The organism is Micromonospora solifontis (assembly GCF_003725545.1).
In the GTDB taxonomy this organism is placed as follows: Bacteria; Actinomycetota; Actinomycetes; order Mycobacteriales; family Micromonosporaceae; genus Micromonospora; species Micromonospora solifontis.
In genome coordinates, this window is sequence record NZ_RJLN01000032.1 from 29,309 (window position 1) to 42,304 (window position 12,996).

Annotated in this window: 7 protein-coding genes; all 7 read right to left on the minus strand. The window is 74.4% G+C overall.

Annotated features, from left to right (window positions below):
- Positions 1–8 precede the first annotated feature (8 nt).
- The 7 genes from EFE23_RS13590 to EFE23_RS13620 all read right to left on the minus strand — a co-directional run bounded on the left by EFE23_RS13590 (position 9) and on the right by EFE23_RS13620 (position 12,795).
- A complete protein-coding gene (locus EFE23_RS13590; protein WP_123241276.1) occupies positions 9–2,804 on the minus strand; it encodes an ATP-binding protein in 2,796 nt (931 codons plus the stop codon).
- A gap of 12 nt (positions 2,805–2,816) precedes the next feature.
- Positions 2,817–4,076 (minus strand): cation:proton antiporter, encoded by a 1,260-nt coding sequence (locus EFE23_RS13595; protein ID WP_123241277.1) that lies wholly within the window; start codon positions 4,074–4,076, stop codon positions 2,817–2,819.
- A gap of 66 nt (positions 4,077–4,142) precedes the next feature.
- Positions 4,143–5,420: an NAD(P)/FAD-dependent oxidoreductase gene (locus EFE23_RS13600; RefSeq protein WP_123241278.1), complete on the minus strand. Its 1,278-nt coding sequence runs from the start codon at positions 5,418–5,420 to the stop codon at positions 4,143–4,145.
- Positions 5,421–5,996: 576 nt separating this feature from the next.
- Positions 5,997–7,331: an MFS transporter gene (locus EFE23_RS13605; protein WP_158675857.1), complete on the minus strand. Its 1,335-nt coding sequence runs from the start codon at positions 7,329–7,331 to the stop codon at positions 5,997–5,999.
- Between the two features lie 65 nt (positions 7,332–7,396).
- Positions 7,397–8,758, minus strand: a complete 1,362-nt coding sequence (locus EFE23_RS13610) for an NAD(P)-binding protein (protein WP_148058449.1) — start codon at positions 8,756–8,758, stop codon at positions 7,397–7,399.
- A 128-nt stretch (positions 8,759–8,886) separates the two neighbouring features.
- Positions 8,887–10,806, minus strand: a complete 1,920-nt coding sequence (locus tag EFE23_RS13615; protein WP_233600972.1) for an AfsR/SARP family transcriptional regulator — start codon at positions 10,804–10,806, stop codon at positions 8,887–8,889.
- Positions 10,807–11,442: 636 nt separating this feature from the next.
- Entirely contained in the window at positions 11,443–12,795 is a 1,353-nt protein-coding gene (locus EFE23_RS13620; RefSeq protein ID WP_123241282.1) for an FAD-binding oxidoreductase, read from the minus strand.
- Positions 12,796–12,996: the final 201 nt, after the last annotated feature.

The following is a 12,996-nucleotide window of genomic DNA, read 5'->3' on the forward strand; positions in this document are numbered from 1 at the left end:
GGCGGGCCTCATCCCGCCACCGCCATGTCCAGCACGATCTCTTCGGGCAGGTCCGCCCGGGTCTTGACGCCGAGCTTGCGGAAGGTCCGGGTCAGGTGCTGCTCCACGGTGCTGACCGTGATGCACAGCCGACGGGAGATCTCCCGGTTGGTGTGGCCGCGCGCGGCCAGCGCCGCCACCCGGCGCTCCGCGCCGGACAGCAGCGACAGCGCGGCCACCCGGCTCACCTGCTCGGCCGGGTCGGCCGGCTCGGGCCGGGCCGGGCCGGCCTCCAGCGGCAGCCGGCGCAGGATCGGCCGGGCGCCGCACGACCGGGCCAGCCGGGCCGCCGTCTCCACCAGCGGCCGGGCGCGCGCCGGGCGGCCGGCCTGGTAGTGCAGGCAACCCAGGTCGCCGAGCGCCTGGGCCAGCTGGGCCTGGTCGCCGCAGCCGCGGAGCACCTCGACCGCCTCGGTGAGCAGGTCGGCCCGCTCCCCGGGCGGGCTGACCGCGGCCAGCACCCGCAACGACATGCCGCGGGTCCGGGACGCCCGGGGTCCGACCAGGGCCAGCTGTTCCCGGGCGAGGGCCCGGGCCCGCGCCACATCGCCGGCGAGCAGGTACGCCTGGGCGGCCTCGGCCCGCCACGGCACCAGCGCGGGCCGGTCGAAGCCCCAGGAGGTCATCAGCTGCCCGCAGGTGGTCAGGTCGTTGAGCGCCGCGTGCGGCCGGCCGTTCTCCAGCTGGAAGCGCCCCCGGGCGTGCAGGTAGTAGAGGCCGAACCGGCTCTTGAACATGCCCTCCGGCACCGGCATCTCCAGGTACGTCGACGCCGCCTCGTGGTCGCCGGTGTCCGTGGCGGCCTGCACCAGGTTGGCCAGCGGCCCGCCGATGCAGACGCCCCAGCTCTCCAGCGGCACCTGCTTGAGCGCCGCCTCGGCGAGCTGCCGGGCCAGCAGGGGGTTGCCCTGCCGCAGCGCGATGCTGGCGCGCAGCGAGGCGAACTCCGCCTCCCAGAGCGGCACCTGCCAGGCCCGCGCCTCGGCCAGCCAGTGGTCGCACCAGCTCGCCGCGGCGGGCAGCCGGTCGGCGAACTGGAGGGTGGCCACCGCGCACATCAGCGCTTCCTGGGTCTTCTTGGTCAGCCGCATGGCCCGCATGCAGGCCTCCGCGTCGGCCACCGCCTCGTCCTCGTCGCCGCCGGCGAGCAGCGACGACAGCGCCGCGGCGCTGCGTACCCGGGGGTCCCGGGTGGGGCGGGCGGGGGTGCGTTCCGGGCGCAGCCGGCCGGAGACCAGCGCCGGGTATGAGGCGGCGAGGATCTCCCGGGTCGCGCGCAGCTCCGCCGAGCCGGTCGGGTCGTGCTCGTCGGCGCGGGCGACGATGCGTTCGATCGCCTCCGCCGCCTCCTCGAAGCGGCCGTGCCAGAGCAGGTACTTCGCCAGCATCAGCGCGTGCCGGTCGCCGAGCCGCCCCTCCCGCAGCGCCTCGGCCAGCTCGCCGAGGTGCCGGACGCTCATCGAGGGGTTCAGCAGCCAGGCGGCGCTGGTCAGCAGCGCCTTCAGCGGGACGCGCAGGCTCTCGTCGGTGCAGATCCGCAGCGCCACCTCGACGCAGGCGTACGCGTCGGCGGCCCGGTTCTCCACCAGGTGCCGCTCGGCCGCGGCGCGCAGCACCGGCAGCGCCCAGTCGGGCAGTGTCCGGTCGGCGGCGACCAGGTGGCGGGCCACCCGGGTCGGCGGCGCTCCGTCGGAGTAGAGCAGTTCGGCGGTCCGCCGGTGCAGCCGGGTGCGTTCGTGCGCCGGGACGCTGGCCCGCAGCGCGGCGGTGGCGGCCGGATGCCGCAGCGCTCCGCCGTCCAGCAGGCCGGCGGCGTCCAGCGCGTCCAACCCGCGCTGCACCGTGGCCGCCTCCTCGTCGTCGAGCAGGCGCACCGCCAGCGCGGCACTGCCGGTGCCCTCGTCGAGCACGGCGAGCGCCTGGGCCACCCGCATCAGCACCGGCCGGCCCCGCAGCACGCAGCTGAGCACCGCGTCCCCGTACGCCTCGCCGACCCGCAGCCGACCCGCGGCGGCCGGCGGCCGGTCGCCGTTGCGGTGGTCCTCGACGAGCGCCCGGACCAGCAGCGGATTCCCCGCGCTGACGTGGTGGACCTCGCCGGCCAGCGCGGCGGCGGTGTCCGGGTCGAGGTGCCGGCGCAGCACGGTGGCGACCCCGGCCGGCGAGAGCCGCGGCAGCGGGATCCGGCGGTAGCTGGGCAGCCGCAGCAGCTCGGCACGTAGTCGCGGGTTGGTCGGCCGGGAGAGCACGCACTCGGCGACGACCACCGCGACCCTGGTGTTGCGCAGCCGGCCGAGCAGCTGGATCAGCCAGTGCTGGGAGATCGCGTCGGCGAACTGCACGTCGTCGACGCAGATGAGCACCGGCATCCGCTCGGCGACCTGGAGCACCTCGGTGCAGAGCTGGTGCAGGGCGGCGGTGGCCCCCGCGTCGAGGGTGCGCGGCTCGGCCTCCGGGACCGGGCCGGCGGCGCCGAGCCCGTCGAGCAGCTCACCGATCCGGCCCGGCGACGCCCCGGGCAGCTCGGCGTAGCGGAGCAGCTGGCCGAGGACGCCGCCGGGCGACTCCCGTTCGGCCCAGCAGCCCACCGCGGCGAGCACCGCGAAGCCGTCCGCCTCGGCCCGCCCGCGCACGGCGTCGAGCAGTTCCGACTTTCCGCAGCCGATGCCGCCACTGACCAGTACGGCGCCGCCGCTGCCCGCGGCGGAGGCGGTCAGGACCTCCGCCAGCGTGGCCAGCTCCGATCCACGTTCGACGAGGTTCATCTGTTTCTCCTCCTAAGCCGACGACCGGGCCGCCGGCACCAGGGCCGGCCCCCTTGCCGAGGCGGTGATCTCCACCGGCCGGCGGTAGATCCAGGCGAGCATCGGGCCGGTCATCGCCGTGGTGACCAGCGCCATGACGACCATCAGCGAGTAGAGGGAGCCGTCGAGCAGGCCGATCCGAAGCCCGACGCCCAGGATGATCAGTTCGGTGAGCCCGCGGGTGTTCAGCAACGTGCCCAGCGCCAGCGACGCGCGGGCGGGTACGCCCTGGACCCGCGCGGCCAGGTAGGTGCCGCCGAGCTTGCCGGCGACGGCGACCAGCAGGATCGCGCCGAAGTCCAGCAGCCCGCCCAGGCCGATCCCGCCGAGGTCCACCTTGAACCCGGCGACCACGAAGTAGACCGGGAGCAGGAGGGCGGTGAGCTGGCCGGTCTGGCGTTGGATGGACTCACTGCGCGGTTCCGCGGCACCGGTCGGCATCACCAGGCCGAACAGGAACGCGCCGAAGATGAAGTGCATGCCCATCGCCTCGGTGGCCGCGGCCGAGAGCAGGGCGCCGCTGAGCAGCGCGGCCAGCCGCGGGACGCTGAGCGGGCCGCCCGGATCGCCGCCGTTGACCAGCCGGCGCAGCAGTGGCCGGACGGCGAGGAACATCACCGCCACGTACGGCAGGAGCAGCAGGACCCGCCATTGCCCGTCCTCGCCGCCGATGGCGGCCTGCACGGCGGCCAGGGCCACCCAGGCCACCACGTCGACCACGGCGGCGGCCGCCAGGGCGAAGGCGCCCACGCCGGTCCGGGCCAGTCCCCGGTCGGCGATGATCCGGGCGAGCACCGGGAACGCGGTCACCGACACCGACAGCCCGACGAAGACCACGAACGCGACGGCGTCGCCGTGACCGTGGCCGCGCCACAGGTACCAGCCGAGCCCGAGCCCCAGGACGAACGGCAGCAGGGTGGAGCCGGCCGCCACCACGGCGGTGTTCCGTCCCTTGCCGCGCAGCACGCCGCGCTCCAGCTCGAGGCCGACCACGAACATGAACAGGGCCACCCCGACGTCCGCCATGCCGGAGAGCAGCGGCCGGACGGCTGCCGGGAACAGGTTCGCGGCGATCCAGCCGTCGAACAGGGTCGGCCCGAGCAGGATGCCGGCGAAGATCTCACCGATCACCGGCGGCTGCCCCAGCCGGACGGCGAGCACGCCGAACCCGCGGGCGAGCAGCAGGATCAGCGCCAGGTCGACAAACAACATCTGGACGGTGTGGCTGGTCATCGGGCCCCATTCGACGTCGGTGCGGCGCCACGCGGCAGCCGCCGGAGCGGCTGCCGCGTGGGTGGGTCAGGCTCCGACCGCGGCGGTTTCCGCGCGCTCGGCGATGAGGTCGTCCACGTTGATGTTGAACAGCGGGTGACGGCCGCTGAGGCCGGAGACCAGGGTGACGAAGTCCTCCCGCGGGTCGCGCTCGCGCGACGGGTCGACGATCGTCTGGGCCTGCTCCCAGTAGAACTCCTTGTACTTCGTGCGGTCGTAGAACTTCCCGACGAAGGTGCGGATCTCGTCGAAGAAGGCCCGGTACGCGGTCGCGTACCGCTCCAGCGCGGCGTCCTCGATCTCCGGGTGCTCCAGCACCTTGTCGAGGATCTTCGACAGGGCGCTGCCGGCCAGGGTGGCCAGCGCGACGCCGGTGGAGAAGAGCGGGTCGACGAACGCGGCGGCGTCGCCGACCAGCACCCAACCCGGGCCGTAGAACCGGTCGCAGGTGTACGACCAGTCGCGGGCCGAGCGGAAGCCGCTGGACTGGCGGGCGTTCTTGAGCAGCTCCTTGAGCTGGCTGGAACGGGCGAGCTGGGCCCGGAACAGGTCCTCCAGCGACTCGTCGGAGGCGGCCGCCGCCGCGGAGGCGGTGACGTAGCCGACGCTCATCGTGCCCTTGTCGATCGGGATGCCCCAGAACCAGCCACCCTCCAGGCCCTCGATGAGGATGTTGGTGTACTCGTCGCCGGGGAGCCGGTCGGCGTTGTCGAAGTACGTCCAGACCGCGACGTTGCGCATGTCCTCGTGCCAGTTGACGTTGCTGAGCTTGCGGCCCAGCACGCGGGCCTGGCCGGAGGCGTCGACCACCAGCTTGGCCCGGGCCTCCTGGACCTCCTCGGACCCGCGGATCGTGTAGCGGACGCCGACGATCCGGCCGTCCTCCTCGATGGCCTCCTTGACGGTGGCCTCCTCGATGACGTGCGTGCCGAGCTCGCGCGACCGGTCGAGGATCATCGAGTCCAGGTCCGCGCGGCGGACGTGGTACGAGTAGCTGTAGGGGCCGCCCTCGATGAACGAGAAGCCCCACGGGATCTTCTGAGCCCCCCACACCAGGGTGCCGCCGTGCTTCTTCTCGAACCCGCGCTGCTCCATCCGGTCGAGGAGCTTCAGCTCCTCCATCGGCCGCATGAAGCCCGGGATGAGGGACTCCCCGATGTGGTAGCGGGGGAAGCGCTCGCGGTCCAGCACGAGGACCCGCCGGCCGCGCTCGCTCAGCAGCGCTGACAGCGTGGCGCCAGCGGGGCCGCCACCGATGACGACGACGTCGAAGTCGTCTGGGATGCCGTAGAGATTGGACGACATTCGCAACTCTCCCTTGATCGGGCCACGAAAGGGGCGCGCGACCCGGGCGGACCGATGTCTGACGACCGGCCCCGCGCGGTCCGACGAGCGGGTCCCAGGTGCGCCACGCCAGTCTGCGCAGACCGTTCTGCAGACCCTCTGGACGCGGTCTTAAGGGGTTCCCCAGTCCGGCCGGACGCCGGCGGCGGCGCGGCGGCGCACCGGCCGCCGGGCAGCTCAGACAAGGATTGGCCGGCCGTCCCTAGTGGACACAGAGTCGTGGAGCTGACTCACCGGCCATCCCGCCGACGGGACCCGCGGCACGAGCCGCACGTTGCATTCCGCACCCTGCGCGGCGCGCCCCGCGATCCACCCGCTGATCCGCCCGGACCCTTCTCCACCCGCCGCGCCGGGGATGTCGCTGCCTCCGCGAGCCCGTGCCTCAGCCACGCCGATCGCCGCGAACAGCGGCATCGCGACGCTCCGAGGCACCGAACTGCCGCAGCCCGGGGCGAAATCACCCCCGGCCCGGCCGGTGCCCGCCCAGCGCGACCGGGTGGTGGGCGGAGGGTGGGGGTGGTACCGGGGTGGCCGAGGTCAGGCGGGCTGGTCCGCGCCGGCCGGGGCCGGACGCCGTGCCGCCGGGGCCCGGCCACCGGCGGGCGGCCCGAACCGGCCGGTCGCGGCGAGCCCGGCCGCGAGCAGTGCCAGCCCGACCCCGAGCAGCGCCGCCGCGTGCAGGCCGTCGACGTAGGCCAGTCGAGCGCTGGCCCGCAGTTCCTCGCCCGCCGCCCCGGCCTGCTCCGCCCGGCGCAGGGCAGCACCCAGGTGAGCGCCGACGACCCCGGAGCCGGCCCGGTACGCCAGGGTCAGCGCGGTGCCGGCGAGCAGCACCCCGACCGCCCCGGCGACCTGGCGCACCGCGGTGGTGAAGCGGACCACGCCGAGCAGGTCGTCCGGGTTGTCCGCGGTGGCCGCCCGCATCGCACCGGACAGCATCGCGCCGAGGCCCGCCCCGACGGCGACCAGTGCGAGGGTCACCCGGGCGGCGGCGGTGGCGGTGCCCGTCGTGGCGAACAGCGCCAGGCCGGCGGCGGCCAGCAGCGCGCCGGCCACCACGGGCGCCCGTGGGCCGACCCGGCCGCCGATCCGCTCGCCGAGGCCCGCACCGACCAGCAGCGCCCCGACCAGCGGCAGCAGCCGAAGGCCGGCGGAGAACCCGCCGGCCGGGCCGACCCCGTTCAGGTACGGCGTCAACCCGAACAGGAACCCGGTCATCAGCACGTACACCAGCGCCAGCACCAGGACGGGGCGGCTCAGCCGGGCACCACCGACGGCGGCCGGACGTCCCGGTGACCGGGACTCGGGGAAGAGCACCGCCACGAGCAGCGCGGCCACCGCCACGATCGGCAGGTCGACCAGGAAGACCGAACCCCACCAGTACCGTTCCAGCAGCGCGCCGGCGACCAGGGGACCGAGGCAGAGACCGAGGCTCACCGCGGCGGAGGCCGCCGCGAACGCCCGGCCCCGCTCCTCGGGCGGGAACAGCACGGGCAGCATCGCCATCGCGGTCGGCATGACGACGGCCGCGCCGACGCCCATCGCGACCCGGGCGACCAGCAGCGCGGCGACGCTGCCGGCCAGCGCCGCGCCGGCTGCGCCGAGCCCGAGGACCAGCAGGCCCGCCAGGAGTACGCGCCGCCGGCCGAACCGGTCGGCGAGGGCGCCGAGCGGCACCATCAGCAGGCCGAAGGCGAGCAGGTAACCGACGAAGACACCCTGGAGCTGGCCGGCCGAGGCCGGGAGGGCGGTCATCAACTCCGGCAGGGCCAGGAAGACGGTCGTGGTGTCGAGCCCGATCAGCAGCAGGCAGGCCACCACCGCGGCCAGGGCCCACCAGCGCTGCGGCCGGGGCGGGTTCGACGGTGGCACGGCAGCTCCCTCGTTCGACGGTGGACGGTCCGGGCGGCCCGGGCAGCGACCGGCCCGCTCGGAGCTCAGCGGGCCGACTGGGCGATGACCTCGGCCCGGGCCGGCGAGCGGCGGGCGGCCACCAGCGAGCGCAGCACCGTGGTGGGCCGCAGCAACGCCGACGGCGGGCAGAGCAGGTGCTGCATCTCCAACAGCACCTTGTGCACCTCCGGCGAGACGTGGCTGGCGAGCATCGCCTCCCGGGCGTACCGGTTGATCAGGTCCGTGCCGAACGGCTTGGGGCCGGTGGTCTCGGGGTAGGCGAAGTCACCACCGGTCGCCATCCGCCACGGCGTCTCCAGCACCTTCGCCGCGGCCCGGTAGTAGTGCCGGGCCATCTCGGCCGACGCGGTGCCGAACTTGTCCAGACTGCGGCCGAGGGCGAGGGCCTCCAGGGTGGCGGCGGTCATGCCCTGCCCGTACAGCGGGTTGAAGCTGCAGATGGTGTCGCCGAGGGCGACGTAGCCGGCGGGCAGCCGGTCGAGGCGCTCGAAGAAGCGGCGGCGGGCGGCCGGGAACTGCCGGGTCTCCAGCTCGCTGAGCGGCTCGGCCTTCTTGATCAGGTGCGCGATGGCGGGCGACGGCAGGCCCTCGGCGAAGGCGAGGAAGCCGGCCGGGTCGGCCGGCGCGTGGTCCTTGTGCCAGCCGCCGATGGTCACCACCCACCGCTCCCCCTCCACGGCGAAGGCCGCCGCGGCCTTCTTGTGGTGCGGCGGCACCGCGGCCATCAGAACGAGCAGCGTGCCGTCGGGCACGTCCCCGGGCTGGCGCGCGTAGATCCGGCTGGTGTAGCCGACGTCGATCCGGACGACCGCGTTCTCCGGCGCCGGGCAGTCGAGCTTCTCCAGCCAGCGGTCGGACCGGCCGCCGCTGCGGCCGGTGGCGTCCACCACGAGATCCGCCGTGAGGGTACGGCCGTCGTCCAACTCCACTCCGGTGACCCGGCCGCTGACCCCGGTGAGGCCGGAGACGGCGAGCCGGTCGTGGACGGTCACGTTGGGCAGCCGCAGGACCCGCTTGCGTACGGTCAGCTCCAGGAACGCCCGGGTCTGGCTGATCCCGAGCATGCCGCTGCGGAACCGCACCCGCAGCCCGCCCATCTGGTGGAACAGCAGGTCGGCGCCGGGGTCGAAGGGCACCGCGCCGCCATCGATCAGCTCGTCGGTCAGGCCCGGGTACAGCTCCTCCAGGGCGAGCCGGCCACTGATGAGCAGGGCGTGCGCGTGCATGCCGTGCGGCACGCCGCGGCGGTCCCGGGCCTGTTCGGTCGGGAGGCTGTCCCGGTCGATGACGGTTACCCGGTCGAACCGGCGGGCGAGGGCGGTGGCCGCGGCCATCCCGCCGATGGAGCCACCTACGACGATGGCATGGCTACCGATCATGCTCACGGACTCTCTCCTCAGGGCTGCTGTCGGGAAGCGAGACCATCGGGTGGCGCGCGGTTCGGCGACGCCGCCGGGTGTGCTGAGTCTGCCGCCGCTGGTCTGGAGGTTCTCTGGTCGATGTCTGCACGGGCTCAGGCGGCGCTCTCCTCGTACTGGCGGAGGGCCTCCTCCCGGCGTTGGAGGCCGAGCATCCGGCCCAGCGCGGCCATCCGGCTGGCCCGCGGCTCGGCCTCGCCGCACTCGGTGGCGTAGACCCGGACCAGCGCCGGGAACCGGTGCAGGCAGCCGTTCACCTCCTCGAGGAGGTGATGGTCGACGAGGACCTGGAGCTGGTGGTACGCCTCGGCGCGGGTCAGTCCGGACAGCGCGGCCGCCATCTGGGTGGTGACCGCGCTGCTCGGGCAGCAGCCCAGCATCCGGAACATCCGGGCGGCCTCCGGCGGCAGCCCCTGGTAGGAGACGGCCAGCGCGGCCCGCACGTCGGTGCTCGAGTCGCCGCGTACCGCGAGATGGTCCAGCCGGGTGTGCGGCAGCCGGTACCGCCGGACCAGGTCGCCGGGGGTGAGGGCGGGCTCGGCGGCCAGCGTCACGGCCGCGATCCGCAGCGCCAGCGGCAACCGGCCGCACAGCTCCGCCAGCTCGGCGATCTCGTCCGCCGGACCGGTCAGCCGGCCCGCGCCGGCCAGGTTGGCGAGCAGCTCGGTGGCCTCCGCCGTGGAAACCGGCCCGAGGGTCACCCGGTACGCCCCGTCGCGGGCGGCGAGCCCGCGTTGCCGGCGACGGCTGGTCACCAGGACGCAGGCGGGGCCGCCCGGGATGAGCGGCCGGACCTGCTCCGGGTCCGCCGCGTCGTCGAGCACCACCAGCACCCGCCGCCCGTGCAGCACGCTGCGGTAGAGCGCGCTGGCCGCGTGCAGCTCGTCGGGGATGCGCGGGCGGTCGATGCCGAGGCTGACCAGCGCGAAGGTGAGGGCGTCCAGGGGGGACAGCGGCGGTCCGCCGGCCGGGGCGGAGCCGCGGAGGTCGACGAACAGCTGGCCGTCCGGAAAGCCGGCGGCGATCTCGTGGGCCAGTTCGAGGCCGAGGGCGGTCTTGCCGGCGCCCGGCCCGCCCTCGAGCACGGCCACCGTCGTCACGCCGCGATGCCGGTCCCGCTCGATCAGGTCACGCAGCCGGGCCAGCTCCGCGTGGCGACCGGCGAAGCCGCGCGGCCGGCAGGGCAGCTGGGCCGGCCAGCGCAGGTCGGCCGGGCGCGGCTCGGGCGCGGCGGGCGTCTCGGCCAGCAGCTCCGGCGGCGCGGGGTCGTCCAGGTCCGGGTGTCCGGCCAGGATCTGGTTGTGCAGGTCGCGCAGCTCCAGGACCGGCTCGATGCCCAGCTCCTCGTGGAGCAGTTGCCGGGTCTCCCGGTAGAGGCTCAGCGCGTCGGCCTGCCGGCCGCTGCGGTAGAGGGCGAGCATCAGCAGCCCGCGCAGCTTCTCGCGCAGCGGTTCCTTGGCCACCGCGTCGGAGAGCACGGTGACCGCGTCGGCCGGCCGGTGCAGGTCGAGCAGGAGTTCGGCCAGCTCCTCCACCACGGTCAGCCGCAGTTCCTGCAGCCGGGTCCGCTCCACCGCGGCGAACGGCCCCGGCACCCCGAAGTACGCCTCGCCGCGCCACAGCCGCAGCGCCGACTGGTAGACCTCCGCCGCGCCCGGGCCGTCGCCCGTCTCGCGCAGCCGGCGGGCCTGCCGGTGCCGGGCCGCGAAGAGGGTCGTGTCCAGGTCTTCCGGGTCCATGAACAGGGCGTACCCGCCACCGGTGGAGACCAGGACGTCGCCCAACTCCCGCCGGCTGCGGCCCGGTTCCAGCACCCGACGCAGACCCGCGACGTACGTGTGCACCCCGTTGGCGGCGGTCGGCGGCACCTCGCTGCCCCAGACCGCGTCGATGATCTCCTCGAAGCCGACCACGTCGTTGACCCGACTGGCCAGCAGGCCGAGCACGGCCCGCTGTTTCGGCGGGCCCAGCGTGATCTCGTCCCCGTGCCGCCAGGCACGCATGGGGCCGAGCACGGCCAGACACAGTGATTCCCGAACTTGTCGCACCGAACGCCTCCCCCAGCGCCCGCGCGGGGTCCCGGGCGGCCGGGTGACAACCCGGTGCTCGGGGCCCGGCGGCAGACCACCACCGTCGTTGCCGCCCACCGCCTCCCCACGTCCGGCCGACCGACCTGTGCGGGCGCTCGGCCGGGCCGTCCGGGACGTCTTTTCCGGTGGGCTTTCCGAATGGGCCGTCCAGGGACCGGCAGGAACCGGTCCGGAAACCGGGCGACCCAAACAGGTAACGTTGATTCTTGTCCTATTTAATTGTGTCCCTGCGTTTCCTTTCGGCGATGTGTCGGCGGGGCGGGTCGGCGGTGGCAACGGCGGAACGCCGAACCCGACGCCGGCGGCATCGGCAGGATCGGGAAAGACTCTGCCAGGGACGGCGCATCCGCAACCACTCCCATATTGCTGTGAGCGAGGAGACACCTGCGTAGGGTAGTCATCGACTGAAGGCTATTTGTATCGCACTCCCGACAAACGCCGGATGCGGAGTATGCGGCATTCGACCGGAGCGGACATCTGCCGGCAACATTTCCGCCACCGGCGTTTACGCACGGGCCCGTCGAGCGTCAGGAAAAGCAAGGTGGACAGTTTCGCCGTCAATTATCGAGGCGCATTACGGGGCGGGATGTTGTGGTTGATCCGGAACAGGTTCGCCGGGTCGTACTCGGTCTTGACGTCCACCAGCCGCTCGTAGCGCTCCGGACCGAACGCGGCCCGCACGGTCGGCCCGGTGGCGTCGTGCACGCCGAGGAAGTTGACCAGGCCCGGGGCCAGCCACGGGCGCAGCCGCTCGTGCAGCCCCTCGTGGGCAGCCCGCAGGGCCGCCAGGTCGGCGCCGTCGGCGAAGGACATCGAGGAGAGGCTGAACGCGGCGTCCCGGCCGCCGACCGCGTTCGGCACCGCCGGCGGTCGGCCGTACGCGCCGCCGAGGTGGCGCAGCTCGATCGCGTACGGGGCGCCCGCGTCGGGACCGGCCGCGGCCAGCAGCGCCGCCACCGTGTCCGGCTCCAGGGCGCGCAGCGTGACGTTCCGGCCGTAACTCGCCGCCGGGTCGGTGGGCTCGTGGTGGATCGAGCCAACCCGCTCGTAGGGCAGCACCCCGAGGGTGTCCATCAGCGCGGGCGCCGCCGCGCGCAGCGGCGCGACCAGCCGCTCCCCCTCCTCCGGCGCGCCGCACCAGGCGATCCGCAGGTGCATGACGTACCGCCCGCGCAGCGGCGCCGGGGCGGCCTCGATGTCCGGCACCAGGACCATCAGCACCGAGGAGGTCATCTCGTCCGGCACCGTCCGGGTCCACTCGGCGTACGCGCGCAGCGCGTCGGGCACCGCCTCGGCGCCGAAGTAGAGGCCCCCGCCGTAGAGCCGGGTGACCGGGAACAGGTCGATCTCCAGGGCGGTCACCACGCCGAAGTTGCCCTTGCCGCCGCGCACCGCCCAGAACAGGTCGGGCTCCTCCGTCGCGGTGAGCCGGCGCAGCCGGCCGTCGGCGGTCACCAGGTCGATCGCGCGCACGTGGTCCGCCGCGAAGCCGTACCGCCGGCCGAGCATGCCGACCCCGCCACCGGTGGTGTAGCCGACCACGCCGACCACCGGGCTGGAGCCGTTGAGCGGCGCGAGACCGTGCGGGACCGCCACGGCGAGCACGTCCCGCCACCGCGCGCCGGCGGCCACCCGGGCGGTCCGGGCGGTCGGGTCGACCCGTACCCCGGCCATCCGTCCGGTGTGGACCAGCACCGCGTCGTCGGCGGGCACCGCCGGGCCGTGTCCGGTCGCCTGCACGGCGACCGGCCGTTCCTCGGCGGCGGCGAGGCGCACCGCGGCCGCCACGTCGTCGGCGTCCGCGGCCTCGACCACCAGGGCGGGCTTGTGCTCGATGACCCGGTTGTAGCCGGCGCGGTGGGTGTCGTAGCCGGCGTCGCCCGGACGGTGGATCGGTCCCGAAATCCCATTCATGGCAGCAACCATAATGGGCGGACACGCGGTCCGAGACTACTTAACCGCGTGGCGCGACATACTCTGTCGGCTTTTAACCGGCGCCGGAGAAAGGGTAGCGTACGCCGATCGTCGGGCAGCCGTCCGGCGGATGTCCGGAAGGCGACCCGGGCTTCCCGTCACGCGCCCCGGACACCGCTCGACCGCCCGCCGCCATCAGCG